General features: G+C 68.6%; 18 protein-coding genes, 2 tRNA genes, 1 pseudogene and 1 riboswitch. Of the genes and pseudogenes, 12 read left to right on the top strand and 9 right to left on the bottom strand.

Annotation, left to right across the window (positions count from 1 at the left end):
* Positions 1-4: 4 nt before the first annotated feature.
* The gene (locus tag EII34_RS03795) at positions 5-2,227 is read right to left on the bottom strand and encodes an FAD-dependent oxidoreductase (RefSeq protein ID WP_124843091.1); all 2,223 of its coding nucleotides are present in this window, start codon (positions 2,225-2,227) and stop codon (positions 5-7) included.
* Positions 2,228-2,309: 82 nt separating this feature from the next.
* On the opposite strand from EII34_RS03795, the gene EII34_RS03790 reads away from it, so the two are divergent.
* From EII34_RS03790 to EII34_RS03780, 3 genes are read left to right on the top strand one after another with little or no spacing between them, the layout of a single operon-like run.
* Positions 2,310-2,915 (top strand): TetR/AcrR family transcriptional regulator, encoded by a 606-nt coding sequence (locus tag EII34_RS03790; RefSeq protein ID WP_185711161.1) that lies wholly within the window; start codon positions 2,310-2,312, stop codon positions 2,913-2,915.
* 52 nt (positions 2,916-2,967) lie between these two features.
* Entirely contained in the window at positions 2,968-4,134 is a 1,167-nt protein-coding gene (locus EII34_RS03785) for an LLM class flavin-dependent oxidoreductase (RefSeq protein ID WP_124843089.1), read from the top strand.
* A complete protein-coding gene (locus EII34_RS03780) occupies positions 4,131-4,721 on the top strand; it encodes a CE1759 family FMN reductase (protein ID WP_124843087.1) in 591 nt (196 codons plus the stop codon). The genes EII34_RS03785 and EII34_RS03780 overlap by 4 nt, the downstream gene beginning before the upstream one ends.
* Positions 4,722-4,726: 5 nt before the next feature.
* Here the strand turns inward: EII34_RS03780 and EII34_RS03775 are convergent.
* Positions 4,727-4,802 (bottom strand) — tRNA-Arg (locus tag EII34_RS03775).
* Between the two features lie 98 nt (positions 4,803-4,900).
* On the opposite strand from EII34_RS03775, the gene EII34_RS03770 reads away from it, so the two are divergent.
* Both EII34_RS03770 and EII34_RS03765 read left to right on the top strand, forming a co-directional pair.
* Positions 4,901-5,185, top strand: coding sequence for a DUF2249 domain-containing protein (locus EII34_RS03770; RefSeq protein ID WP_124843085.1), 285 nt, complete (start codon positions 4,901-4,903; stop codon positions 5,183-5,185).
* Between the two features lie 16 nt (positions 5,186-5,201).
* On the top strand, positions 5,202-7,868 hold the full coding sequence (locus tag EII34_RS03765) for a multicopper oxidase domain-containing protein (protein WP_124843083.1): 2,667 nt from the start codon (positions 5,202-5,204) through the stop codon (positions 7,866-7,868).
* A gap of 7 nt (positions 7,869-7,875) precedes the next feature.
* Here the strand turns inward: EII34_RS03765 and EII34_RS03760 are convergent, their stop codons facing one another.
* A complete protein-coding gene (locus EII34_RS03760; RefSeq protein ID WP_185711160.1) occupies positions 7,876-9,240 on the bottom strand; it encodes an SH3 domain-containing protein in 1,365 nt (454 codons plus the stop codon).
* A 360-nt stretch (positions 9,241-9,600) separates the two neighbouring features.
* Here EII34_RS03760 and EII34_RS03755 point away from each other — a divergent pair, with 360 nt between their 5' ends.
* Positions 9,601-11,046 (top strand): patatin-like phospholipase family protein, encoded by a 1,446-nt coding sequence (locus EII34_RS03755; protein ID WP_124843079.1) that lies wholly within the window; start codon positions 9,601-9,603, stop codon positions 11,044-11,046.
* Between the two features lie 42 nt (positions 11,047-11,088).
* On the top strand, positions 11,089-12,960 hold the full coding sequence (locus EII34_RS03750) for an amylosucrase (RefSeq protein WP_124843077.1): 1,872 nt from the start codon (positions 11,089-11,091) through the stop codon (positions 12,958-12,960).
* 6 nt (positions 12,961-12,966) lie between these two features.
* Here the strand turns inward: EII34_RS03750 and EII34_RS03745 are convergent, their stop codons facing one another.
* Together EII34_RS03745 and EII34_RS03740 are read right to left on the bottom strand one after the other, a co-directional pair.
* Positions 12,967-15,201: a RecQ family ATP-dependent DNA helicase gene (locus EII34_RS03745; protein WP_260425042.1), complete on the bottom strand. Its 2,235-nt coding sequence runs from the start codon at positions 15,199-15,201 to the stop codon at positions 12,967-12,969.
* Between the two features lie 42 nt (positions 15,202-15,243).
* Positions 15,244-15,618, bottom strand: a complete 375-nt coding sequence (locus EII34_RS03740; protein ID WP_124843075.1) for a winged helix-turn-helix transcriptional regulator — start codon at positions 15,616-15,618, stop codon at positions 15,244-15,246.
* Between the two features lie 96 nt (positions 15,619-15,714).
* On the opposite strand from EII34_RS03740, the gene EII34_RS03735 reads away from it, so the two are divergent.
* The gene (locus EII34_RS03735) at positions 15,715-16,110 is read left to right on the top strand and encodes a nuclear transport factor 2 family protein (protein WP_124843073.1); all 396 of its coding nucleotides are present in this window, start codon (positions 15,715-15,717) and stop codon (positions 16,108-16,110) included.
* 42 nt (positions 16,111-16,152) lie between these two features.
* Here EII34_RS03735 and EII34_RS03730 read toward each other — a convergent pair.
* A tRNA-Lys gene (locus EII34_RS03730) sits at positions 16,153-16,225 on the bottom strand.
* A 69-nt stretch (positions 16,226-16,294) separates the two neighbouring features.
* Here EII34_RS03730 and EII34_RS03725 point away from each other — a divergent pair.
* Positions 16,295-16,873, top strand: a complete 579-nt coding sequence (locus tag EII34_RS03725) for a TCP-1/cpn60 chaperonin family protein (RefSeq protein WP_124843071.1) — start codon at positions 16,295-16,297, stop codon at positions 16,871-16,873.
* A 69-nt stretch (positions 16,874-16,942) separates the two neighbouring features.
* Positions 16,943-17,830, top strand: coding sequence for a cation diffusion facilitator family transporter (locus EII34_RS03720; protein ID WP_124843069.1), 888 nt, complete (start codon positions 16,943-16,945; stop codon positions 17,828-17,830).
* Here EII34_RS03720 and EII34_RS03715 read toward each other — a convergent pair whose 3' ends face one another.
* From EII34_RS03715 to EII34_RS03705, 3 genes are read right to left on the bottom strand one after another with little or no spacing between them, the layout of a single operon-like run.
* Positions 17,831-18,709, bottom strand: coding sequence for a pyruvate, water dikinase regulatory protein (locus tag EII34_RS03715; RefSeq protein WP_124843067.1), 879 nt, complete (start codon positions 18,707-18,709; stop codon positions 17,831-17,833).
* 20 nt (positions 18,710-18,729) lie between these two features.
* The gene (gene murJ, locus EII34_RS03710; RefSeq protein ID WP_124843065.1) at positions 18,730-22,311 is read right to left on the bottom strand and encodes a murein biosynthesis integral membrane protein MurJ; all 3,582 of its coding nucleotides are present in this window, start codon (positions 22,309-22,311) and stop codon (positions 18,730-18,732) included.
* A 13-nt stretch (positions 22,312-22,324) separates the two neighbouring features.
* Positions 22,325-24,247: a DUF6049 family protein gene (locus EII34_RS03705; protein WP_124843063.1), complete on the bottom strand. Its 1,923-nt coding sequence runs from the start codon at positions 24,245-24,247 to the stop codon at positions 22,325-22,327.
* 120 nt (positions 24,248-24,367) lie between these two features.
* Positions 24,368-24,470, top strand: a riboswitch (TPP riboswitch).
* Between the two features lie 64 nt (positions 24,471-24,534).
* Between EII34_RS03705 and EII34_RS03700 the strand changes: the two genes are divergently transcribed.
* Positions 24,535-25,155 (top strand): ECF transporter S component, encoded by a 621-nt coding sequence (locus EII34_RS03700; protein ID WP_124843061.1) that lies wholly within the window; start codon positions 24,535-24,537, stop codon positions 25,153-25,155.
* 77 nt (positions 25,156-25,232) lie between these two features.
* A pseudogene (locus EII34_RS16880) lies at positions 25,233-25,646 on the top strand (energy-coupling factor ABC transporter ATP-binding protein); the annotation flags it as partial.
* Between the last annotated feature and the right edge of the window lie 14 nt (positions 25,647-25,660).

Below are 25,660 nucleotides of genomic sequence, written 5' to 3'. Positions count from 1 at the left end.
CCGTTCAGTAGGGCTCACTCAAGATGTGGAGTGCACCTCGCCGTCTCAGCACGGCGGAGGCGTCGGCGACCATCGCGGCCGAGCCGCACAGGTAGAACTCGGTTGCATCGACCTCGAGTCCGGCCAGGACCTCGGTGACCCTGCCCCGCCGCGCGCCCGCGGCCTCCTCGCCCGTGATGCAGCGGATGGTCTCGGGCAGTGGGTCGTCCAGCAGCCGGGTGAGGTCCTCGGACGTGTGACGGCAGCCGAACAGCAGCAGGTCACGGGGGTCGTTCCTGGCCGCCATCATGGGCAGCAGTGGGGCCAGCCCCGTCCCCGTCGCGACGAACACCCGACGCCTGTCTGAACCGGTACTGGTGAACTGTCCCAGCGGCAGCTCCACCACGACCGAGGTTCCCGGCGCCGTGGTGGCGACGAGCCGGGAACCCGATCCGCCGGTTCGGGTGCTGATGAGGAACCGCACCTCGTTGCCCTGGACAGCGACGATGGAGTAGTCGCGCCAGATGGTCGGTGCGACCTCCAGCCTGGCGAACTGACCCGGTGCGAAGGCTCCGACGCCAGGTACGTCGAGCACCAGCTCCCACACCGTGGGGGTGAGTTGCCGGGTGCGTTTCACACTCGCCTGGTGCTTGCCCTCCGGCAGCCTCGCGGACAGGGGCTGGGGGGCCTGGCCGAGCGCGGCCTGGATGCTCGGGAAGCCACGCGGCCCGAGCACCTGACTGGCTGCCGCCACCCCAGCCATGAGGGAGCCCCCGATGCCACTGCACACCACGTCCTGCCCCGTCAGGAACAACCCGGGCACCGGGGTGGCAGGACCGATCGGACCGCCCTTCAGCCGCTCCGGGGTCCCGGGCAGGCCGTAGCAGGTGCCGCCGGGTTGGGAGATGTAGTGCTCGATGGTCAACGGGGTGGACACGTCGATGTGACAGATGTGCTGCCGCAGCCCGGGCAGCACCGTCTCGGTCAGGGAGATCAGTCCCTCGGCGATCTGCTGCTTGAGCTCGTCGTAGTCGCGTCCCCGGTTGTGCAGTGGCCGCCCCGCCCAGTGCTCGAAGGCCGCAGCCTGGGTGAAGGAGACGATCTCCAGGGTGTGCGCTTTCTCCCCGGACTTCACGGAGGAGAAGGAGACGAAGGCGTCGCGGGGTTCGCCGCGCAGCAGGGAGTTGTCGCCGATGCCGGAGTCGTGGTCCTGGTTGCGGTAGATCCACAGGTTCCCGCCACCGGCCCCGATGACGTCGGGGCGCTGGTCCAGTTCCAGGTGCACCGAGACCGCCGAGGTGCTGCGACCCAACCCGAGCACGTGCTCCCGCAGCCTGGCGGTGGCCTGAGCGACAGCGTCGTCGGTGGGCAGCAGCCGGGTGAGGGTGTTCTCTGCCCCGGCGTCGGAGATGATGACGGGGGCGAGGAATTCGCGTTCCTCAGGCAGCGGAGCACGCCGGTCGATCACCCTGACCCCGACGGCCCGGCCCTGCTCGACGAGGATCCCGGTCACCTCCTGGGCGACACGCACCGCCCCGCCCCGATCCTCGATGACCTTCTCGATGGTTCGGGCGATCCGGGCACTTCCCCCAGCCGGGAACCAGGCGCCGTCGAGGTAGTGCTCGACGATGGTGGCGTGGTTGGCGAAGGCGCTCTGCGACGGCGGCAGCCCGTGGTCCCCCCACTGGCTGGCCAGCAGCGCCTTCAGCTCCTCGCTACGGAACCGGGCATCCAGCTGGGAGCGGAGGGTGGATGTGGCCAGCCCGCGGGTGAGCCGCTGGAACCCCCGGATCAGTGGCGCCAGCGGCCGCGGCACCAAGGTCTGGACGTAGCTGAGGGTGAGCCAACGGGCCGCTCGACGGGTGTCGCGGAACCACCTGCGGATCGCCCGCTCCTCGGCGGGGAACAAGGCGCTCAACCGGGCGATGTACGCCTCGCGTCCGGTCGGAACCGGGAAGTCCAGGCCGGGGTAGCAGAACCGGTCGTAGGGTTCGGGCAGCGGGTTCCAGTCGAGTTCACCGTTGCTGAGCAGGTCGAAGTAGCGACGCAGGGTGGTGCCCTCCGCCATCTGCCCGATGTAGTGGACCCCGGTGTCCCAGGTGGCGCCGTCACGGCTGAAGCTGTGGGTGAGCCCACCGGGTTCGGTGTGTTTCTCCAGCACCAGCACCCGCTGCCCCGCGACCTTGGCGAGCAGCCCGGCGGCGGTGAGCCCGCCGATTCCTGATCCGATGACGATGGCGTCGTACATCCATTCCTCCTGACAGTGTCAAATAACTATGGGCCAGAAAATGGACGCTGTCAAGTAATGGGGGGTCCGCTACAGTGGGGTGATGGCAACCAGGGGGAGGGGAAGGCCGCGGGCGGCCGAGGGGCGGGACCTGCGGGCGGAACTGCTGCGCGTCAGTCGCCAGGTGCTCGACGAGGGAGGGCCTGCGCTGCTCAGCCTGCGCGAGGTGGCGCGCCGTGCCGACTGCACCCACCAGGCCCCCTATCACCACTTCCCGAATCGAGAGGCCCTGCTGGCGGCCCTCGTGGCCGAGGGCTTCGACCAGCTGGCCGCCATGCTGCGTCGGGCCCGCGTCGAGGCCGAAGGGGACGTGTTGGAGGCCAGCGCCAACGCCTATGTCGAGTTCGCCCTGCGCAACCCCGGGGTGTTCCGGGTGATGTTCCGGGTGGATGTCTGTGACCCGAAGCGGTATCCCGAGGTGCAGGCGTCCGGGGGACTCGCGCGCGAGGAGCTGCGGCTCGTCGTGGCGGCGGATGGCGCGGCCGGGGGTGACCTCGCGGAGTCGGCGTGCTGGGCCCACGTGCACGGCCTGGCCACGTTGCTGCTGGACGGGCCGCTGGGCCTGGAGCACGTGACGCTGGACCAGCGGCTGAGTCATGCCGGGCGGGTGAACCGGGCCTTGCGGCGCCCCGAGGAGCGCGTGGAATAAACGGGACGGTAAAGTAGTTTACTGTTCAAACACTTTGTCTCAGGAGGACATCATGCAGTTCGGCATCTTCAGCGTCGGTGACGTCACCACCGACCCGACGACGGGCCGTACCCCGACGGAGCACGAGCGGATCAAGGCCACCGTCGAGGTCGCCAAGCTCGCCGAGGAGGTGGGCCTCGACGTCGTCGCCCTCGGGCAGCACCACAACCCGCCCTTCGTGGCCAGCTCGCCCACCACCACCCTGGCCTACATCGGTGCGCAGACCAAGAAGATCCTGCTGTCCACCGCCACCACGCTGATCACCACCACCGATCCGGTGCGCATCGCAGAGGACTACGGCACCCTCCAGCACCTGGTCGACGGACGCATGGACCTCATGCTCGGCCGCGGCAACACCGGCCCCGTCTACCCCTGGTTCGGCAAGGACATCCGCGACGGCATCCAGCTGGCGGTGGAGAACTACGCCCTGCTGCGTCGCCTGTGGGACGAGGAGGTCGTGAACTGGGAGGGACGCTTCCGCACCCCGCTCCACGGCTTCACCACCACCCCGCAGCCGCTCGACGGCGTCGCCCCGTTCGTGTGGCACGGCTCCATCCGCAGCCCCGAGATCGCGGAGCAGGCCGCCTACTACGGTGACGGCTTCTTCTCCAACCACATCTTCTGGGGACCCGGCCACACCCAGCGGATGGTCGAGCTCTACCGCCGCCGGTTCGCCCACTACGGCCACGGCACCGAGCAGGAGGCCATCGTCGGGCTCGGCGGTCAGGTGTTCATGCGCAAGAACTCCCAGGACGCCGTGCGCGAGTTCCGCCCCTACTTCGACAACGCCCCGGTCTACGGTGGTGGCCCTTCGCTCGAGGAGTTCACCGAGCAGACCCCGCTGACCGTCGGCAGCCCCGAGCAGGTCATCGAGAAGACCCTCCACTTCCGCGACTACGTCGGCGACTACCAGCGCCAGCTGTTCCTCATGGACCACGCCGGACTGCCGCTCAAGACGGTGCTGGAGCAGGTCGAGATGCTCGGCACCGAGGTGGTTCCCGTGCTGCGTCGTGAGTTCGCGGCGCTGCGTGCGGACGGTGTCCCGGACGCCCCCACCCACGCCGCTCGGGTCGCCGCCAAGGGTGGCTCCGACGAGCCCAAGGAGGGCACCCCCGCCGTCGACAAGTGGACCGGCACCCGGGCCGAAGAGGACAACGCATCCGCAGCGGGGCGACTGTGACCCGCATCGTCGTCGTCCACGCCGGACTGAGGGTTCCCTCGACCACCAAGTTGCTGGCGGACAGCTTCACCAAGGCGCTGGCGGGGGACGAGGTCCAGGTGGTCGCCCTGCGTGACCATGCCCACGCCATCGTCGACGCGATGCTCACCGGTTTCCCGGCCGGTGAGCTGGTCGACGCGATCAAGGCCGTCACGGAGGCCGAGGCCCTCGTGGTGATCACCCCCACCTTCTCCGCCTCCTACTCGGGGCTGTTCAAGAGCTTCGCCGACATCCTGGAGCCAGGGGTGCTGAAGGGGCGTCCCGTGGTGCTCGCCGCCACGGGGGGCACCTCCCGGCACTCGCTCATGCTGGACTTCGCGATGCGACCCCTGCTGTCCTACCTGGGGGCCCTGCCCGCCCGGACCGCCGTGTTCGCCGCGACGGAGGACTTCGGCGGGTCAGGAGGTGCCGAGGTGCAGCGACGTGTCGAGGAGGCGGTGGCCGAGCTGCGCTCGATGCTGACCTGCGCACCAGAGCGCAGCAATCGCGACGAGTTCGACGAGGTCACACCCTTCGAGAACCTGCTGCGGGACCTGGGGGGCAACTGAACAACTGGCGACCCCGGTTGGATTCGAACCAACGACACCCGCTTTAGGAGAGCGGTGCTCTATCCCCTGAGCTACGGGGCCAGCTGTGACAGCCTATCTCATTCCGGCCGTCACGGCTGCATCCCGTGGGGGACAGGGCGTCGCCTTCCAAGGGCGGTCATGTGACGTAGGCTTCCCGCATGAACGAACTGCCGATCACCGAGAAGTCCTCCTGCGGATGTGGCGAGCACGACGCCGCCCTACCGGAACTCGACGTTCGGGTGATCCCGCACGCCATCCGACACGCCGCCATCCACGGTGTGGTCAACTCGTTGCAGACGGGGGCGGCCTTCGTCCTCATCGCCCCGCACAACCCCCTGCCCCTGCTGGCCGAGATCCAGCAGGGGCACGGTGATGCCATCCGGGTGACCTACCTCGAGGAAGGTCCACAGTCCTGGCGGCTCAAGCTCGAACGCGTCCGATGAGTCGTCCGAGGTGAGGATGGGATCACGACGCACCGGCGGTCAGGACAAGGGCAGGGCACGCGGCTCACGGGGTCCGGGGGCCGGCAGGCGCTCGGCGCGTGACCACACCATCGTCGTGTGGCTGCTCGGGGCGCTTGTCGTCGCCGCCGCGCACCGGGTGGTCCCGGAGGCCACGTGGCTCATGGTGCACCTCGTGCTGCTCGGAGCCCTCACCCACTCGGTGTTCGTGTGGAGCCAGCACTTCGCGGCCGCACTCCTCAAGACCCGTCCCGACGAGACCGCGACCCGGCAGCAGGGCCGGCGACTCAGCCTGCTGGGCATCGGCTCACTCGCGGTCTTCATCGGCGTGCCCGCCACCTGGTGGTGGCTCGTCGTCACCGGAGCCGGACTCGTCTGTGTGGCGGTGGTCTGGCACGGCTGGTCGCTCTGGAGGCAACTCCGCGTGGCCCTGCCCGGCCGGTTCCGGATCTCGGTGTGGTACTACGTCCTCGCCGCGGCCTTCCTTCCCGTCGGTGCCGGTCTCGGGGCAGCACTGGCCCTCGGGCTGGACAGCACCTGGCACTGGCGGGTGCTCGTCGCCCACACCATGGCCAACCTGCTCGGCTGGATCGGGTTGACGGTGGTCGGCACGCTGGTCACCTTCTGGCCGACGGTGCTGCGCACCCGCATGGACGATCGTGCCGAGTCCCTCGCCAGGGCGGCCCTGCCCTGGTTCGTCGGAGCCATCGCCGTGGTCATCACCGGCGCCCTGACCGGGGTCCGGGCGGTGGCCGTCGCCGGACTCGTCGGTCACCTGGCAGTCCTGCTGTTCTGGGGGCGGAGCCTGATCCGGCCACTGCGCACCCGGCCACCCCGGGAGTTCGCCGCCGCCTCCATCCTCGCGGCCATGGCCTGGGGGGTGATCGCGCTGACCGTCACCGGATGGGTGGTGCTCTTCACGCCGGTCTCGGGATGGAGCGCCTCGGCGACGCTCCTGGCAGCCGTGTGGGCGGGAGGCTTCGCGGTGCAGCTCCTCACCGGGGCGCTCAGCTACCTGCTGCCCTCGGTGCTCGGTGGCGGACCTCGCGTGGTCCGCGCCGGAGCCGCCTGGTTCGACAGATGGGCCACCTTCCGGCTCGTGGTCATCAACGGTGGTCTCCTGCTGTTCCTGGCACCCGTCACCCAGTGGGTGAAGATCCTGGCCGCCGGATGCGGCCTGCTCGGGGCGGCGATGTTCCTGCCCCTGATGTTCCGGGGCATCCGGGCCAGCATCACCGAGCGGCGTGCCGTGGCGGCTGAGGCGGCGGGTGGTCCCGGGGCGACGACGGGCAGGAACACCGAACGGCCCTCGGCCATCACGATGAACGGTCTGTTGGCCGGGGTCGTGGCCCTGACCGTCGCGATCTCGCTCGGGGTGGGTCTGGAGCCCGCCGGAGATGGCTCCCGGGCAACCCGGACGGTGAGTCCGACCGGAAACACCGTGCGGGTCCAGGTCAAGGCCGAGGGCATGCGATTCGTCCCCGACTCCGTGGCGGTGACGGCGGGGGACCGGGTGATCATCGAACTGGTCAACACCGATCCCACCATGATCCACGACCTCACCCTCGCCGGGCGGACCACACCCCGGCTGGCAGTCGGCGAGACGGCGGAGCTCGACCTCGGCGTGGTCGCCGAGTCGAGTCAGGGTTGGTGCACCGTCGTCGGGCATCGGCAGGCCGGGATGGTCCTCGCACTCGAGGTGGCGGGCAGCACGCCGACGGGTCAGGAACAACCGGCACCGACCGGGCACAACCATGCCCCGGCGCAGGCAGACTCGGCCCGGCTGCAGAACGTGGTGGACCCGGTCGCCCCACCACTGAGTGACGAGAAGGTCCACCACATCGAGATGCGGGTGACGGAGGTGCCGCTGGAGGTGGCACCCGGGGTGTGGCAGCGTCGTTGGACCTTCAACGGCAACGCCGTCGGGCCCACACTGCGTGGTCGCGTGGGTGACGTGTTCGAGGTCACACTGGTCAACGACGGCACCATGGGGCACTCCATCGACTTCCACGCCAGCAACCTGGCCCCCGACGAGCCGATGCGCACCATCGCCCCGGGCGAGAGCCTGGTCTACCGGTTCACCGCGATGCGGGCCGGGATCTGGATGTACCACTGCGGGACACCACCCGTCAGCTCACACATCGCGGCCGGGATGCACGGCGCGGTCATCATCGAACCCGAGGAGGGGTTCCCGGCGGTGGACCGCGAGTACGTCGTGGTGGCCTCCGAGATCTACCTCGCCGACGGCACCGGGGACAGTCCCGGGACCGCCGCCGACGTGGACTCGGCCCAGGCCCAGACCGAGATCCCGGACCACTCGACCTTCAACGGGATCGCCTACCAGTACGTGCAGCAGCCGTTCCGGGCGAAGGTGGGGGAGAGGGTGCGGTTCTGGGTGCTCGCGGCAGGTCCGAACCTCAGCACCAGCTTCCACGTCGTCGGGGCCCAGTTCGACACGGTCCACCTCGAGGGCGCGTACCTCCTGAAGGACCGCACTGACCCCTTCGGGAACACCTCGGGCGGCTCCCAGGCTCTCGGTCTGGAAGCCGCCCAGGGGGGATTCGTCGAGATGACCTTCCCCGAGGCGGGGCACTACACCGCGGTCGACCACGCCTTCCTCGATGCGGAGCGTGGCGCCATCGGCATCGTCGAGGTCACGCCGTGACGGTGCCTCAGTTGTCGTAGCAGGTGATGTGGACGTGGTCCTTGTGGTTGGCCGTGTCACTGCCACGGCTGGCCATGTTCCGCCAACCCTCCTTGTCGCGGGAGATGTTCCAGATCTGCTGGTTCCAGATGATGTAGTGCACCCGGAACTCCTTGTGGTTCGCCTTGAAGAACTCCGCGATCCGCTGGCCGAGAGCGTGGTTCGAGCGGTAGTTGGGAATCATGATGTCCACCGCGCGTCCAGCCGGGTGATCCGGGGTGACGTCGCGACGCCAGCCGTACATCGTCTTGATCTCCGGGATGTTCGCCCAGACGTGGCGGACGATCTTCTTGATGTTGGCATTGGTCTGGTCGAGCCCGCTGGACCAGCCCTTGTTGAGGGTGCCGCCGCTGTCCCCGGAACCTGATGAGTTGGGTGGTGTGGCACTGACGTACCGCGCGGTCACCCAGCGTGCCGCTCCCTTGTGCATGATCTGGGCACGGGCGTTCTCCACCACCCCGGTCACCTGGAGCTCACTGCCCTTGCTGATCGTGCCGGTGTAGTTCTTGCCGGTGGAGGAGTGCCAGATGTTGAGCTCCGCGGTGGCGTACTTCGTGGTCGTCGCGGGTTGGGGCGACGGCGCCGGGGCCGCGGTGGCATTGACCTCCACGAGGAATTTCCCGTTGAACCACCGCACGTTGCCCTGATGGATGGCCTGGACCATGCCATTGGTCACGACGTGGGTGCAGTCCAGGATGGTGCCCCGGGGCACGTCACCCAGCGACTTGTAGGAACGGTCGGGTGTGGTGCGGATCATCAGGGCCGTGGTGGCCCGCATCCTGCGGGTCGGTGTCGGCAGGTCGGCGGGTGCACTCGCCGCCTGCTCCGAGAGGTATCGGGTGGCCGCCCACAGGTTCTCGCCGTGCCAGGTGACCTGGGTGAAGTCGCCACTCCTGCTGCCGGTCAACGACAACTTGGTGCCCTTGCGGGCGATGGTGCGCACCCGGGAACTCAGGTTCGGGGCGGTGCGGAGGTTGAGGTTCACCGTCGTGAAGGCCGTTCCGGCGGAACCGGGGACGGGAGCGGTGGCCTCGTCCCCACCGACGGGGGTGAGGTAGCGGGAGAACACGAAGGCCGGGGCCCCCTTGTACTCCACCTTGGTCCAGCTCCCCTCGGTGCCGGTGGCGACGATCCGGTCCCCCTTGCGCAGCATGCCGAGCCGGGTATGTCTGGTGCCCGGCCCCTTGCGTACGTTGACTGAGGTGGTGGCCTGCATGGTCACGTTTGCTGCGTCTGCCCCCGCGACGAAAGCCAGGGAGCCCACCGTCTGCAGAATGCCTGCGGCCATGCCGGCAGCCAGGACCACCCGCCTGGTTTGCACGATCCGGTTCACGATTCCTCCGAGTTGTTCTTTCATCCATGCCGGTGGGCCGCTTCCCCAAGGTTTCTCAACCTCCGGCCGCACCGACGTCCTCGAGACTAAGAAGTCCAAATCGACTCCCACAAGCCTTGTGATCGCCGATCTCATCGGCCGGGTGGAGAAATTCGGGAATGGCCAAGGCCGAACGACAAAGGTGTAATTCCAGGCCTGTGATTCCGGTGAGGGCACTCTGACAAGGGGCGATGTCTGTCGTACTTCTGGTTGACGGGCTCGCACGATGTTCCTGAGTGCAGCCTGAAAAAACCACGGTCGCGAGGGGGCCAACTCACCTCAAGTGTCACTTCAGGTTCAGGGTCCCTAGACTTTCCCTCCATGGCAGGCAGAGGGTGGTTCGGGATCCCGTTCTTCGACCGCCAGCCCCAGGCGACGACCACCGGGTGCGTGCTCTCGGGTGGTGGCTCGAGGGCGAGTTTCCAGATCGGTGCCCTGGGCTACCTCTACGCCAATGACCCCGATTTCGTGCCGACGACCTTCATCGGCACCTCTGCCGGGGCGATCCTCGCAGCAGGTCTGGCCCAGTACGGTGACGTGGCCGGACAACGACGCTTCCTGGCCCGCATCGATGAACTCTGGTGCGGGATGCGTGACTTCGAGGAGATGTTCACCCCGCGCCCCTGGCTCGCACGTATCCTGGCCGAGGCCCCCGCCTGGATGGAACTGGTGGGGCAGAACGGCAGGACACAGGAACCCCAGCGTTCCTGGTTGCCCCTGCGCCGTCGCCGGAGTGGGACCGTGGAGCCGGAAGGCGCCGAGGATCCTGTGACGGAGGCACTCACCCCCGATGAGGAGCCGGAGTCGGCCTCCTCACTCGGCCTCATCGCCCAACTGGCCGGGAACCTCGGACGCCTCCCGAAACTGGGTGGCGACCTCGTGGCGGCCCGGGCCGGGCTGGAGCAGTCCCGTTCGATGTACCGGCCGGGGCCGGTCCTGGCACAACTCCTCGACCCCGAGACCTTCGACCCCGAGCGGGTCCGGAGCTCCGGGATGGAACTGCGCATCGCGATGGTGGCGCTGGAGTCCGGTCACCTGCACTTCATGCGGCAGGACGGCGCGATGCTGAACCGGGAGAACCAACTCCTCGACCCCGGACCCCACCACCTGACCCGCGGGGTGCTCGCCTCCTGCGCCCTGCCCGGGGTGTTCCGGCCGGTCCCGATCGGGGCCGAGACCTACATCGACGGCGGGGCCCGGGAGAACCTCCCGGCGGAGATGGCGATCGGGCACCTCCAGCTGGGACGCACCTACGTGGTGTCCTCGCAGCTGGACGGAGTGCCCCGTCGGGCCTCGATGGCCGAGTCCGACATCTTCCAGGTGGTGATGAGGGCCACGGAGATCCTCATGGACGAGTCCTGCCGTGATGAGCAGGCCTATGCGCACTCCGCAGGGGCCATCGTCATCGCGCCCGAGGTGGACGTCCACGATGCGATGACGGTGGAGCCGGGGCTGCTGCGGATCTTCCGGGACCACGGCTGGTCCCGTGCCGCCGCGGTGATCCAAGGAGTCGGACCGGAGGACGCGATGCGGGCCAACCGGGTCACCGAACTCAGGGTGCAGGCCCTGCGCCGTGAGGAGGACTGGCTGGAGCAGCCCGGTGAGCGGCGTCGCCTGGTGGAACTGAGCAGCGCCAAGTTGGAGCTCAGGGACGCCATCGCCCGGTGCCCTGCAGACCTGCTGAACCAGGATGCGGTGTGCAGCTGGCGGGAGTTCGAGGCTCACCGACAGTCCCCGGGGGTCCCCGCCCCGTGGCTCGATCGATGAGGCGCCGATCCACCGGTGACCGGCTCCCTCTATGCTGATCGCATGGGTGAGATCGAGGAGCTGCTGGAGCTTCGCTGGGAACGCTATGGGGACGAGCTGAGATCGGCACTGAACGATGTCTACCCCGAACATCGTCACCTGCCTGAGCGGGTGCGTGACCTGATCCGACAGGCGATGGAACAGCGCCCTGCGGAGCTGCGTCGGCTGGACGAGGCCCGACTGCTGCGTCCCGACTGGCTGCAGCGTCCCGAGATGACCGGCTACGTCTGCTACACCGACCGGTTCGCAGGAACCCTCACAGGCATCGCCGACCACCTCGACCACCTGCAGGACCTCGGGGTCACCTACCTCCACCTGATGCCACTGCTGCAGCCCCGCGACGGGGCGAACGACGGCGGTTACGCCGTCGTCGACTACCGGGCCGTACGCAGGGACCTCGGCACGATGGCGGATCTCGCCGCTCTGGCAGGAAAACTCCGAGACCGGGGCATCTCGCTGGTGGTCGACCTGGTGCTCAACCATGTCGCGAAGGAGCACGAGTGGGCGATGCGGGCGCGTGCCGGGGAACAGCGGTACCGCGACTACTTCCTCATCCATCCGGACCGGACCGTCCCGGACCGTTACGAGCAGAGCCTGCCCGAGGTGTTCCCGGACTTCGCGCCCGGCAACTTCACCTGGGACGACGAGGTGAACGGGTGGGTCTGGACCACGTTCAACGACTACCAGTGGGATCTCAACTGGGCCAACCCCGACGTCTTCTGCGAGTTCCTGGAGATCATCTTCAACCTCGCGAACCATGGTGTGGAGGTGCTGCGGCTGGACGCCATCGCCTTCATCTGGAAGGTCATGGGCACCGACTGCCAGAACGAGCCGCCGGTCCATGACATCGCGGCCGCGCTGCGAGCCGCACTGCGCATCGTCGCCCCGGCCTGCGCGTTCAAGGCGGAGGCCATCGTCGGCCCGCGTGATCTCATCGCCTACTTCGGGCAGGGGCGCCACCACGGCACGTTGTCGGACCTGGCCTACCACAACTCGCTCATGGCACAGCTGTGGTCGTCGCTGGCCAGCAGGGATGTGACCCTGCTCCGGCAGGCCCTGGACGGTTTTCCCGCCAAACCCGGCAACGCCACCTGGGGCACCTACATCCGGTGCCACGACGACATCGGCTGGGCCATCGACGACCGTGACGCGGAGGCCGTCGGCATCAGCGGGGCCGAACACCGTCGTTTCCTCTCCGACTTCTACTCCGGTGAGTTCCCGTTGTCCTTCGCGAAGGGGCTGGTGTTCCAGGCCAATCCGGTGACCGGTGACCGCCGCATCTCGGGGACCCTGGCCTCCCTCGCCGGTCTGGAACAGGCCCTGGAATCGGGCGATGAGGTGGCCACCCGGCTGGCGGTGCGACGTGTCGGACTGCTGCACGCGGTGATCTGTGGTTTCGGTGGGGTCCCGCTGATCTACATGGGTGACGAGATCGGGATGCTCAACGACTACGCCTTCGACCAGGATCCGGATCACGCGGCCGACAACCGTTGGGTGCATCGCCCGAGGATGGACTGGGATGCCGTGGCCGCACTGGCCTGGCGGCCCACCAGTCCGGCGGCCGAGATCAATGCCTGGCTGCGGCACGTGCTGCAGGTGCGCAGGCGCACCCCGCACCTGCACGCCAGCATCGAGTCCAGGACCCTCGACGTGGGGGACCGCAGGGTGTTGGCGCTGCGTCGTGACCATCCCATGGGTCCCATGATCCAGCTGTACAACATGTCGGAGGAGCATGTCACCCTCCCCATGGGAGTGCTTCGGACCCCGTTCGGGATGACGGCTCGTGAGTTGCTCGACGATGCCGTCTGGGATCTCACCCCATCCGGCCTCGAGCTGCCGCCCTACGCGGTCAGATGGTTCACGCACGGCTCCTGAGACGGCTCAGCCGACCAGCCCCAGCGCGAAGGGAAGGACCGCCGTGGCACCGTGACGCCGGAGCAGCCGTCCGGCGACGGTGAGGCTCCACCGGGAGTCGACCAGGTCGTCGACCAGCAGCACCGGCCCCGTCAGTCCCGGCAGGCGTGCCGAGAGGTCCGGTGGTATCTCGAAACGTGACCAGACGTCGCGAAGCCGGTAGGCGCTGTTGGTGGAGCGGTCGAGGGGGCGCGCGTCGCCCGCCAGGGACAAGGGAGGCAGCAGCTCCAGCCGCCCGGCAGAGGCGATGCCCGCAGCCAACGAGGAGACCAGGGTGGGCCGGCCCAGGCTCGGCAGCCGGGTCACGGCAACGGGGCGGCTCTGCCAGTCCCACTCCTTGAGGGTCCGCAGGCAGGCGTTGACCAAGGAGGAGGGCACGGGGGCATCCACGGCCCGGCCATCGTCGTCGACAGCGAACAGCTGCCGCAGTGAGGTGCCGTGCCCGAGATCGCTCAGCCGAGCGACGACACGCCCCGGCTCACAACGCTCCGGGACGGGGATGCGACCCGTGAGGGGGACCCCCAGGCTCGACATCCCGGTCGGCCACTGGGACCGGGGCTCGATGACCACCCCGACCCGGTGCAGCGCGGTGCGGGCCGCTGCTGTGCTCTCCGGCGTGACCTCGGTGGGATACCAGGCGTCGGTGCAGGTGTCGCAGCGACCACAGGGACTCGAGGAGGGGTCGTCCAGTGCGGTGGTGAGGAAGGCCATCCGGCACTGCCCCGGCTGCAGTGACTCATACCGGAGCATCGCCTCCTGCTCGGCGAGCCGGGCGGCCTCGATCCGGTCGTAGCGCTGCTCGTCATGGATCCACGGCTCACCGGTGCTGACCCAGCCCCCCGCGACCTGCCGGACGGCGCCCTCCACCGCGAGCACCTTCAGCAGCAGCTCGAGCTGGCCCCGTCTCAGGTCGACCCGGGCACCCAGGGCGGGAATCGACAGTGCGACATCGGACAGCTCGGCCAGCACGGCCTCCGCACGTGCCCTGGTGGGCATCGCGTTGGTGGCGAAGAAGTGCCAGATCTCCGGATCCTCGTGGCCGGGGAGCAGCAGGACGTCGGCCCGGTCCGTCGCCCGACCGGCTCGACCGACCTGTTGGTAGTAGGCGACGGGGGAACCGGGCGCTCCCAGATGGATGACGAAACCCAGGTCCGGTTTGTCGAAACCCATGCCCAGCGCCGAGGTGGCCACCAGGGCCTTCACCTCGTTGCGTTTCAACGCCTGCTCGGCACGTTGTCGGTCATCGGGGTCGGTGCGGCCGGTGTAGGGGAGCACCGGGTACCCCGCCTCGGCCAGGAAGGCAGCGGTGTCCTCGGCGGCCGAGACGGTCAGGCAGTAGATGATGCCGCTGCCGGGCAGGGAGCCCAGGTGTTGACGGAGCCAGGCCAGGCGTTGTGAGGAGGAACCCAGGTGCAGCACCCCGAGCCGCAGTGATTCCCGGGTGAGCGGGCCGCGCAGGGTGAACACCTCGTGCCCGCCGGTCCCCAGCTGCTCCACCACGTCGGTGACCACACGCTGATTGGCGGTGGCGGTCGTCGCCAGGACGGGGACCCCGGCGGGGAGATCAGCGATGAGCGAACGGATCCGACGGTAGTCGGGACGGAAGTCATGTCCCCAGTCGCTGATGCAGTGTGCCTCGTCGATGACCAGCAGCCCCAGCCGTGGGATGAGCCGCGGCAGCTGTTCGGCCTGGAAGCGTGCATTGACCAACCGCTCCGGGGAGATCAGGAGCACGTCCACCTCGTCGCGCTCCAACGCCTCGGCCACCGTCGCCCACTCGGTGGCGTTGGCGGAGTTGATGCTCTCCGCCCGCACCCCGGCCCGGGCGGCGGCCTGCACCTGGTCCCGCATCAGTGCCAGCAGGGGAGAGACGATGAGGGTCACTCCGGCACCGAGCCGACGACGCAGCAGGGCAGCGATGAAGTACACCGCGGACTTGCCCCATCCCGTGCGCTGCACCACCAGTGCACGTCGCCGGTCGGCAACCAGCGCCTCGATGGCCTCGAACTGGCCCGGGTGGAACCGCGCATCAGCCCGCCCGGTGAGTTCTCGGAGCACCCCGAGTGCGGCGTCGTGCAGGGACTCCCCTGCCGATCTGCCCGGCTGCGGTTCCGGGGCAGGGCGTGCCAGGTGGAGGTCCTCCGGAGGTTCCCACATCGGATCAGGGGGTGGCTCCCGGTCCGCGACGTGCCGATCACTCATGACGCCACGATGCCAGATGACACTGACATCTTCTGTCGGGACTCATCGGGCAGCCCGACGGTCGTAGTCGTCCCGGGCGCGTTCGACCTCCACGACGTGGGCCTCGGCCCATCTGGCCAGGGCGGTCAGGGGTTCGCGCAGGGTCTGCCCGAGTGGGGTCAGCTCGTAGACCACCCGGGGTGGGATCTCGGCGTGGGCGGTTCGCAGGACGAGCCCGTCACGTTCGAGGGCACGCAGCGTCTCGGTGAGGACCTTCCCGCTGATGCCGTCGACGTGCTGCCGGATCTCGACGAACCTGAGCGGTCCGCTGCTGAGCGCGATGACGATCATCGCGGTCCACTTGTTCGCGATCCGGGCCAGCGATGTGCGCGACGGGCAGGAGGCCACCATCACGTCCCATCTCGGAGCGGACGTCATCACACCACCTTCCAGTTACGTTGAGGTAACAGGTTACCAATTGAAACCATTGTCCCGGGTGGCGATCCACGCTGCCCGGAAAGGCAAGGAGAAGAGATGAGCGAGCAGACTCCGGCAACCGTGGCCGAGAACTGGTTCGAGGCGCTGGGACGAGGCGACGTCCCGGCCGCGATGGCCCTGCTGGACCCCGAGGTCGTGTGGCACCAGCCGGGGGCCAACCGGTTCAGTGGGAAGCACACCGGCATCGCGGGTGTGGGGAACCTGATCAGCGGGATGATGGAGGTCAGCCAGGGCAGTTTCCGGCTCACCGTCACCGGGCCGTCGATGGTCAACGGCGACCTGGTCGCCGTACCCGTCCGCTTCAGTGGTGAGCGTGCAGGTGAGTCGATGGACATGGCAGGGATCGACCTGCTGACCGTGGTGGGAGGGCGGATCACCGAGTTCCACCTGTTCTCCGAGGATGCGGCCACCGAGGACAGGTTCTGGGGCTGAGGTCCCCTGCTCGGACCGAGCGACGGCACCCCTCGTCAGCTGTGCCCCCAGCGGGGATCGAACCCGCGACCCGAGGATTAAAAGTCCACTGCTCTGCCAGCTGAGCTATAGGGGCGGAAGAAGTCTAGTACGGCCTCGTGTGGACTGGCCAGTGGAGACCACGGTTGCGTGGCAGGCTTGAGGGGTGGGTGACTGGATCGGACTCGTCGTGGCACTCGTGGTGGGGCTGCCGTTGCTCGGTGCCGCGGTGTGGCTCGACGTGCGCCGTCGTCGCCGTCTGGAGGGGCCGACCACGGGGCAGGAGGGCTACGTGACGGCCTCGGAGGTCGATGCGATGCCTGCCCCACCCGCTGAATCGCCCCGGGAGCAGGAGGGGGCGACGGTGGTGCCGTTCGGTCTCGCCGATCCCGGGTTCGCCAGCGCGGACGGGAGTGCGGAACTGGTGGATGCGCGGGTGCTCGTGGTCGAGGGCCGGGGGGCGACGATGCGCGAGCTGATGATCCCCATCGCCAGGCACAAGCCCTTGGTCGTCGTCGCCAAGGATCTGGACCGTGAGGTGATCGATACCCTGGTGGCCAACCGCAAGGCGCTGCGACTCCCGGTGCTGGCGGTGCTCACCCCGGACATCGAGGAGATCGCGGAGCTGACCGGGGCCGAACCCCTCGACGTCACGGACCTCAAGGCGGGCCACGTTCCCGAGGCGGCCCTCGGCCGGGTGACCAGATGGGTCAGCGATGCCACACGCAGCCATGTCCTCACATGAGGGGCACGATCAGGGTCGGGGCTTGCCACGAAGCAGCCCAGGCGCGACGATGGGTCGGTGAGCCAAGGGATGCATCAGGACCTGAGTCGGTACGGGTGGATCGCCGTCGGTGCGGCGCTGGCCACCATCACCCTCAAGGCCGGGGCCTGGCTGGTCACCGGGTCCGTGGGTCTGCTGGCGGATGCCGCCGAGTCCATCGTGAACCTGGTGGCCGCCGTCGTGGCCCTCATCGCCCTCAAGGTGGCGGCGAAACCCGCCGACAAGAACCACCACTTCGGACACACCAAGGCCGAGTACTTCTCCGCCGGCGTGGAGGGTCTGATGATCTTCATCGCGGCGGCCTCCATCATCTTCTTCGCGGTGCAACGCTTGCTCGCCCCCCAACCGTTGGAACAGGTGGGCATCGGTCTGGCGATCTCCCTGGTGGCCTCCGCCATCAACGGTGGGGTGGCGCTCGTGCTGCTGCGGGCCGGGGCCAGGCACAACTCCATCACGCTCAGGGCCGACGGCAAACACCTCATGACCGATGTCTACACCTCCGCGGGGGTGCTGGTCGGGATCGTCCTGGTGTGGGTGACGAAGTGGAACTGGCTCGACCCGGTGGTGGCCATCGCGGTCGGGATCAACATCCTCATCGCGGGCTACGGGTTGGTCAAGGAATCCACCGAGGGACTGATGGACATCTCCCTGCCGAAGGAGGACAACGACCGACTCCGTCAGCTGTTGGCCTCCCGCCTCGACGAAGGCATCGACTTCCACCAGATGCGCACCCGTGAATCCGGCACCCTCCAGTTCATGGAGTTCCACCTGCTGGTCCCGGGTTCCTGGACCGTCAAGCAGGGGCACGACTTCCTGGAGGACCTGGTGGACGAGATCGTCGCCGAGTTCCCACGGATGAGCGTCACCGGGCACCTGGAACCCATCGAGGACCCCCGCAGCTACGAACACCCGCTGTGACTAGGGCGTGATCCGCAGCTGTCCGGCTGGACGACGCAGCTGGGAGCCGGCCTTGCGGGCCCGTTCGTCCACGATGTCGATGATCCGGGCCGCCGCCTCCTCCAGGGCCAGGCCCGTGGTGTCGATGATGGGGGCACCCAGCCGACGCTGGATCTTGCCCACCTCGTCCAGCTCGTCGTAGATCTGCACCAGGTCGGCATAGCCGTCGCGGGTACCGAACCCGCCGAGCCCCTGCACCCGGCGGGAGCGGATCTGGAGCAGCCGCTCCGCATCGATGGTGAGCCCGACGATGCGCCACCGATCGATCCCGAACAGCTCCTCCGGAGGCTCGATGCCGGGTACCAGCGGCACGTTGACGGTCTTGTAACCGAGATAGCCCAGGTAGATCGACAACGGGGTCTTGCCGGAACGTGACGCCCCGATCAGGCAGATGTCGCACTCCCGCAGCGCCGCCGGCATCGCACCGTCGTCGTTGCGGATGGCGAACTCCATCGCCGAGATCCGCACGAAGTAGTCGGCCTCCACCCCGACGGGACGCATCGGCACCTCATCGGCGGTGTGACCGGAGATCTTCTCCAGTGCCGCCAGCGCGTCTCCCATCAGGTCGGTGTAGGGAAGTCCCAGATCAGTGCAGGCGTTGATGACCAGGCTCCGCAGCTCCGCGTTGACCAGGGTGAAGAACACCGCGATGGGGCGGTCCGAGCGTTCCTTGAGCGTGTTGAGGGCCTTGACCATCGCGTCCATCCGCCCGAGCCTCGGATGACGGATGATCTCGAACGGGGCGTCGGGGAACTGCGCACGGGCCGCCCGCGCCAGCCGTACCGCCGTCTCTCCCGTCGAATCGGCCAGGACATGGATCTCCAGATCGCCTTTGGTCATGACCCAACGGTACTGGGGGTTCAGCCCTGGTGCACGACCACCTCGTTGACGGTGGCGAGGAAGCGGGACTGCTCCACCTTCGGCAACTTGGTGAGATACAGCAGGACGAAACGGGTCCTCACCGGCTGATCCGGGGTGAGGTTCACCACGGTGTCCGTGTCGGTGGCCGAGGCGACGACCTGCCACTGGTCCTGACGCTCCATCGGGGCCTCCTCGAGCCCTTCCTGGAGGGGGACCCGCAGCTCCACGTTCTCGCCGCCATCCGCGAACGTGACCTCCACCGAGGCGACGCTGGCCTCCACCCCCAGATCCAGCACCAGGCCGACCCCGGGTTTCTGACCACCCAGCTCGGGATTGTTACGGTACCGGGCCGTCGACCACCCGGTGCCGGGGTCGCCGTCGACGGCGAAGGCGGTCTCCTCCGGGTTCTCGTCCCCGGAGCCGTTGTCGCTCTTCGGGTCGAACGACGTGGCCGTGATGGTCAGCTCCACGGGTGCTTCCCGGCCGGACGCCTCGCCGACGGGTGAGGCACCCGTCGACTCCTCGCCGGGAGAGGTGACAGGTGTGGACTGTGTGCCACGCAGCGCCGCGATCACCAGACACACGATGAGGGTGCAGATCGACAACGCCAGGACCGTCAGCACCAACGGCCGTCCGGTCCGGGAGTTGGTGGGATTGTCCTCGTGGTCGCGGGAGGAGGAACGCGGCGAGCGGGGCGACGGGGAGGGCACCGGCACCGGGTTCGAGGGCAGGGGCGGTTCCGGTTCGGCCTCCTCACGCGGCGCAACGGCCAGCACCACCGGGGGTGAGGCGGGTTCGGGATTCTGCATCGCCAGCTGGACCCGGGCCTCGAGGTTCGCGGACGCCTCAGCCCCACCGAGCACCTCGTCGAGGCGCTCCGCCAACTGCGACGTCGTCGTGATGCGAGGATCCGAGGCGGCACCACGATCGGTCAACGTGGCCGAGCAGATCCGGTCGAGCGCCGGGGAGATCCCCACCCCGACGGTGTGGGCGGCAGCGGTCTCCCCGGCCACGATCGGAGCTGCCGGGAGCCCCCAGCCCTCCGCCCCGGGCCAGTGCCGCACCACCATCGCGTACAGGAGGCTGGCCAGCCCCTTGACGTCGTTGGCCTCGCGATCGCTCCAGCGTGTGCTCTGTGCACTGTTGATGGCCGCCTCGATGCCGAAGCCGACGAGCTTGACCGCGCCGAGGGTGGTGATCACCACGTTGTCCGGGTTCAACTGCTCGTGGAACAGACCTTGGGCGTGCAGGGAGGTCAGGGCATCGGCCAGTTCACGCACCACCCACGCCGCCTCCAGCGTGCTGAAGTTCCCGAACCGCAGCAGATCGGTCAGGGAACTGCCGTGGGCGAACTCACAGACCACGTAGCCGCCGAGCCCGCGGGGCTCATGCTCCAGACGCACCGCGTCGAGGACCCGCAGGAACCGTGAATCCGTGGCGGTGGCACCGTTGCGGGCGGACTGGAGCAGGACCTCGACGTGGGGACTGTCGGCGGGGATGACATGCGCGGCGACGTCACGGGACAACACCATGTCGTGGGCCCGCCACGTCTCGATGCCCTGCCGGACCGCCAGCAACTCCTCCAACCGGAACCGGGTCGACAGCAGATCCCCGGTCTCCATGAGCGAATGCTCCACGGGAGCGTCGGTCACCGCGCGAGGCGCCGTGCTCTCGTCGGTGACGGCGGGCAGGACGGTGGTCTCCCGGGAGTCCTCGGCCTCCTGGCCGCTGGAGACGGCAGGCAGCACCGGGGACGGAGGTACGGCCTGGTGGTGCTCCGGCAGTCGAGCCATGTCCCAACCGTGGAAGCCGCCGTCGGCGATGATCGCATGGATGCTCGTCGGCATCATGTCGTCGACCAGGGCAGCGGCACTGGCGGGCTCCGGGCCCACCGTGGGCCGGATGCTCTCGGAGTCCTCGTCCTGGGTCTGCGAGACCTCCGCGGGGCGCCGCCGCCCGAGCCGGGAACGCAGCAGGTCCGACATGCTGCGCAGCTCACGCACCTTCAGCAACTTCGCGACGGTGACGTAGACACCACCGAGCACGGCCCCTCCCACCAGGAGCGCGAGCAGTGGTCCGACCACGCTGCCCGGCAGCGCCCGCATGATCCAGTCGGCCAGGAACCAGGAACAGACGGCGCCGAGACCCGACCCCAGGGAGAGCCGTGCGACGTGCAGCAGCAACTCACGCCCGGACAACTCCGGGACGCGCTGCTTGAGCGCACGCCAACTGAGCTGGACCCCGATGAGGTAGGACAAGGAGTAGGCCAGCGCCAGGGCGGCGGCCGTCCACGCCGGATCGTTGAACAGGGTGACCAGACTCAGGGCGCTCACGGCATTGACGGTGGCGATGACGCACTGGAGCAGGAACGGGGTGCGGGTGTTCTCCAACGCGTAGAAGGTGCGCAGACACACGAACTGGACCGTGAAGGGGATCAGGCCGACGGCGAAGGCCATCAGGGTCCAGGCGATCAGCACGGCGTCGCGGGAGCCCTGCCCGTGACCGAACAGCAGCACCGCCATCGGACCCGACAACCCGATGAACGCCATCGAGGAGGGCACCAACGCGATCAATGCCAGACGCATGGTCTTCCGGGCCTCCGCGGCCACCCCCGTCAGATCCCCGGCCGCGGCCAGTCGGGAGGCGTTCGGCAGCATCGCGGTGGCCAGGGACACCGTGATGAGGGAGTGCGGCAGGATCCACATCAGGTGGGCATTGGCGTAGACGTTGGAGCCACCACCCGCGCCGGTCGCGGTGGCCGAGGTCGCCAACCGGTTCACCAGCACCAGGACCAGCTGGTTCACCGCGACGAAGCCGAGGGTCCACTTCGCCAGGTGGAAGGTGTGGGACAGGCCGGCTCCTCTGAGGTCGAACCGGGGACGGAACCGGAAGCCCACCTTCCTGAGGAAGGGGATCAGCATCGCGGTCTGGATGACGATGCCGATGGTGGAACCGAGCCCCAGGAGCAGCACCTGCTGGGTGGTGAACGCGGAACCGTGGTCCCCACCCGTGCCCCAGACCACCAGGTAGATGCCGAGCACCATGATGGAGACCACGTTGTTGGCGATCGGGGCCCACATCATCGGGCCGAACTGGTCCCGGGCGTTGAGCACCTGCCCGAGGAGGAAGAACAGCCCGTAGAAGAAGATCTGGGGCAGCGTGAAGTAGGCCAGGCCCACCATGGAGCCGAACTGTGCGCTCAGCTCCGGGGTGCGCCACGCGGAGTCCGAGTAGAGACTCGTCACCAGGGGAGCGCACACCGTCATCAGGATCGCGACGACCCCGATCACCAGCATGAACGCCGTCATGATCCGGTTGGTGTAGGCCTCACCGCCGTCCTCGTCGTGCCTGATGGCGCGCACGATCTGCGGCACGAGCACCGTGTTGAGCGCCCCACCGGCGAAGAGGATGTACAAGGCGTTGGGGATCGTGGTGGCGATCGAGAGCATGTCGGCCTGGCGGGTGCCGTTGCCCAGGATGAAGGCGATCAACATCACCCGGATGATCCCGAGGGCGCGTGAGATCAGGGTGCCGCCAGCCATCAGGGCACTGGCGGAGAGCAGTTTGCGGGTACTGCTCACGGCCCCCTTGCCATTACTGCTCACGACTCTCCCTGGCCTGTTCCCTCTGCGCGGTTTCCTTCTGCACCGTCCTGATCCTCAGGAGGGTACCGCCGAGCACTACTGCACCCGAGACGATGATGATGATCCAGCCGACTCGCCCGAAACCCGTGGCGGTGACCTCCACAGGGATGACAGGTCCGAAGGCGGTGCCGTCGGGGCTGGTGAGCTGGGCACGCACCGTGACCACACCGTTGGCCTTCGCGATGGGGGTGACACTGACGGTCTGCTGCTCCCCGGGAGCGATGGTGACGATCTCCGAGGCCGGGATGTCCAGTCGGTTCGGGGAGTCGCTGTTGAACTGCACCCGCACCCTGACCGGGAGCGGCAGCGGATTGCTGATCGTCATGGGGAACACGTTGCGGTCCGACCCCATCACGAACTGACTGGCCGATGACAGCCGTACCTGGGAGGCATCCGGACGTTCCCCGGCCCAGGCGCCGAGGAAGGCCAGTGCCTCCGGTTCCCGGTCGAAGTCGGCACTCGAGGCCAGGGCGGCGATGGTGGCGTTGGTGCTCTCCCGGTTGGTGCCGGTCAGTTCCTCCAGCAGCGCCGATTCGGTGAACAACCCTTTGGAGCGGGCCAGGAGGGCCGACCACTGGGGCGCCGCCACGGGCGTCGCCGGGAAGACCGCGGGTTCCCGCAGCGTGGGCAACGCCGCCGGGGTCTCGGCCTCCTCGATGAGGGGAAGCTGTGGCAACGCCGCGGCGTTGCGGGCCATGTGAACCCGGACGTTCCCGGCCAGCAGCCCCTCCGCCAGGCGACGCTGTGTCACCTGGATCGGGGATGTGGTGGTACCCGGTCCGATCCCCGGACGGCCGAGAGGTTCCACGTCGTACCCGATGGTGTTGCTGGAACCGATGCTGCCGTTGCGTTCCAGACGGTCGGTGAAGATCGTGGTGTAGCCCGACTTGGCCAGGATGAGCGCGAGATCCTCGTCGGAGTGCTCGCCCAGATCCGCGACCAGGGGCAGTTCCGCCACCTCCGGTAGATCGGCACTGTTGAGAGCGGTCGCGGACCAGGTGACCGCGGCCTCGAAGTCGTGGAGGTTTCCCGAGGCGTGCAGCCGTGCCAGGTCCGGGTTGCCGAACGGCAGCCGCAGCACCCGGCGTTCCCGGATCAGCACAGACATCCGCTCCAGGAACCGTTGGGCCGTGGCATTGGGGGCCGCCTCCGCACCCGCGATCCGGTGGGGCCCGCTCAGGGCCTTGAGGTCGACGAGGAGGGCCGGGTCCAGCAGGGCCAGCCGACGGGGCTCCTCCGCGGCGGTCAGCAGTTCCTCCAGGTCGGACTCGAGAGCACGCGGGAGCGAGTCGTCGTGGAACTCGTCGTCGCTGATCCTCGTCGGTCGGTGGGTGAGCTTGACCAACGAGGCCACCGGCGTCCGAGTGGTGGTGGCGGGGACGAGGATGCGTCCCCGCCCGACCGTGCTGCGGGGGCTGTCGAGGCGGGAGGCCCGGACATGCACCCCCAGCAGGTAGACGGCATCCATGGTGTCCAGGGTCAGGTCGGCGACCGTGGCGCTGACCTGGAAGGCGGCGCTCCCGCCCGGGGCCAGATCCGGCAGCGACACCAGGTTCGACTCACTGGTGAGACGACGTCCCAACGGTTCATCCAGGGGGGACTCGAGGACCGAGGTCAACTCCTCGTCGGAGAGGATCGGGGTGGTGGAACGCCAGAAGTGGATGTTGACCGCGGTCAGGGGGTCGGGGGTGTCGTTGCGGATCGTCCCGCTGAGGGTCACCACCCGGGTGGGGTCGTTCAGGTCCAACAGATTGGGGGACAGGGAGTCGAAGGTGACGGTGACCTCCCCCTCGGCGCGTGCGACCTGGGGCGGGACAAGGCTGAACCCGAGCGCTGCCGCCACCAGCAGCACGCACCACATCAGCCGTCTCATCACTCCACCATCGTAGGGCGTGTCCGTGGTGGGGTCGTCGTGGTGGTGCCACGAGGGCGGACGGTGAGCAGTCGCACTGCCGAGCTCTCGCCCGGTCGGCGCCGATGGGGTAGAGTCCTGCCGCATCGACAGGGGAGCGCATGAGCGCTGAGAGTGCGGATCACCGCAGACCCTCGAACCTGATCCGGTCAGCACCGGCGTAGGGAGTCGGGAATCTCATGTCGACGTGTTCCGTCGCGTCGGCGTCCCTGAGGCATCCGGGAGACCGGGCGACCACAGGAGTCATCATGACCATCACGACACGACCACAGCTGGCCACGGGGGGACCCTGGGGGTGGCGTTCCATCGACATCGTCACCGTCGCGATCCTCGGCGTCGCCCTCGGCGTCGCGTTCTGGGGGTGGGACGCGGTGTACGGGATCCTCAGCCCGGTCTTCGCGGTCTACCCGCCCAGCAGCAGCCTGGCCCTCGGGGTGTGGCTCCTGCCGGCCGTGGTGGGTGGGCTCGTCATCCGGCGACCGGGGGCTGCGCTGTTCTGTGAGTTCATCGCGGCCACGGTGGAGGCCCTCCTCGGCAACCAGTGGGGGTTCAACGTCCTGGTCTCCGGTTTCCTGCAGGGGCTCGGTGTCGAGATCGCCATGGCCGTCCTGGTCTGGCGCAACTGGACGGTGGTGGTGGCCGTCCTCGGAGGGCTGCTCGCCGCCTTCCTGGAGCTGACGGTGTGGGAGTGGTGGGTCTACCAACCCAACCACAGCTGGCCGCAGCGTCTCGCCGCGCTCGGGTTCGCCCTCCTCTCCGGGGCACTCATCGCCGGGATCGGTGGTTGGCTGCTGGTGAGGGCACTCGCCCGGACCGGGGCACTCGAGGCCTTCCCGCCGGGACGGGAGCGTCTGGCCGGACAGGCATGACGGCTCCCGCCGCCCTCGAGGCGACAGATCTCACATGGCATCCGCTCGGGGCCGGGGCACCGGTGCTGCAGGACCTCAACCTCACCGTGGCTCCCGGGGAACGGGTGCTCGTGACAGGGGTGAGTGGGGCCGGCAAGTCCACCCTGCTCCGGGCTCTGGCCGGGGTGCTGGAGGAGCACGGTCCCGGCGATCTCACGGGGTCGCTGCTGGTGGGAGGAACCCCTGCCCGAAGCGGCCGTCCGGACGTCGGTTTCGTCCAGCAGCAGCCGTTCGACTCGATCGTCGCGGACACCGTGGGGCGGGACGTCGCCTTCGGGCCGGAGAACCTTGGGTGTCCGCCCGAGGAGATCCGTGCCCGGGTGGCGGAGGCGCTTGACCTGGTGGGGTTCCCGTTCGGGGAGCGGCACGGCACCGGGGCGCTGTCCGGCGGTCAGGCGCAGCGTCTGGCGATGGCCGGTGCACTGGCGCTGCGTCCCTCGGTCCTGCTCCTCGACGAACCGGCGGC

The organism is Arachnia propionica (assembly GCF_003859805.1).
GTDB lineage: Bacteria > Actinomycetota > Actinomycetes > Propionibacteriales > Propionibacteriaceae > Arachnia > Arachnia propionica_C.
This window is presented reverse-complemented; position numbering and strand designations above follow the sequence as displayed.

Coding starts and splice junctions, on each gene's coding strand:
- EII34_RS03795 (WP_124843091.1), bottom strand. CDS start 2,227: ATGTACGACGCCATCGTCATCGGATCAGGAATCGGCGGGCTCACCGCC.
- EII34_RS03790 (WP_185711161.1), top strand. CDS start 2,310: ATGGCAACCAGGGGGAGGGGAAGGCCGCGGGCGGCCGAGGGGCGGGAC.
- EII34_RS03785 (WP_124843089.1), top strand. CDS start 2,968: ATGCAGTTCGGCATCTTCAGCGTCGGTGACGTCACCACCGACCCGACG.
- EII34_RS03770 (WP_124843085.1), top strand. CDS start 4,901: ATGAACGAACTGCCGATCACCGAGAAGTCCTCCTGCGGATGTGGCGAG.
- EII34_RS03765 (WP_124843083.1), top strand. CDS start 5,202: ATGGGATCACGACGCACCGGCGGTCAGGACAAGGGCAGGGCACGCGGC.
- EII34_RS03755 (WP_124843079.1), top strand. CDS start 9,601: ATGGCAGGCAGAGGGTGGTTCGGGATCCCGTTCTTCGACCGCCAGCCC.
- EII34_RS03750 (WP_124843077.1), top strand. CDS start 11,089: ATGGGTGAGATCGAGGAGCTGCTGGAGCTTCGCTGGGAACGCTATGGG.
- EII34_RS03745 (WP_260425042.1), bottom strand. CDS start 15,201: ATGAGTGATCGGCACGTCGCGGACCGGGAGCCACCCCCTGATCCGATG.
- EII34_RS03740 (WP_124843075.1), bottom strand. CDS start 15,618: ATGACGTCCGCTCCGAGATGGGACGTGATGGTGGCCTCCTGCCCGTCG.
- EII34_RS03735 (WP_124843073.1), top strand. CDS start 15,715: ATGAGCGAGCAGACTCCGGCAACCGTGGCCGAGAACTGGTTCGAGGCG.
- EII34_RS03720 (WP_124843069.1), top strand. CDS start 16,943: ATGCATCAGGACCTGAGTCGGTACGGGTGGATCGCCGTCGGTGCGGCG.
- EII34_RS03715 (WP_124843067.1), bottom strand. CDS start 18,709: ATGACCAAAGGCGATCTGGAGATCCATGTCCTGGCCGATTCGACGGGA.
- EII34_RS03705 (WP_124843063.1), bottom strand. CDS start 24,247: ATGAGACGGCTGATGTGGTGCGTGCTGCTGGTGGCGGCAGCGCTCGGG.
- EII34_RS03700 (WP_124843061.1), top strand. CDS start 24,535: ATGACCATCACGACACGACCACAGCTGGCCACGGGGGGACCCTGGGGG.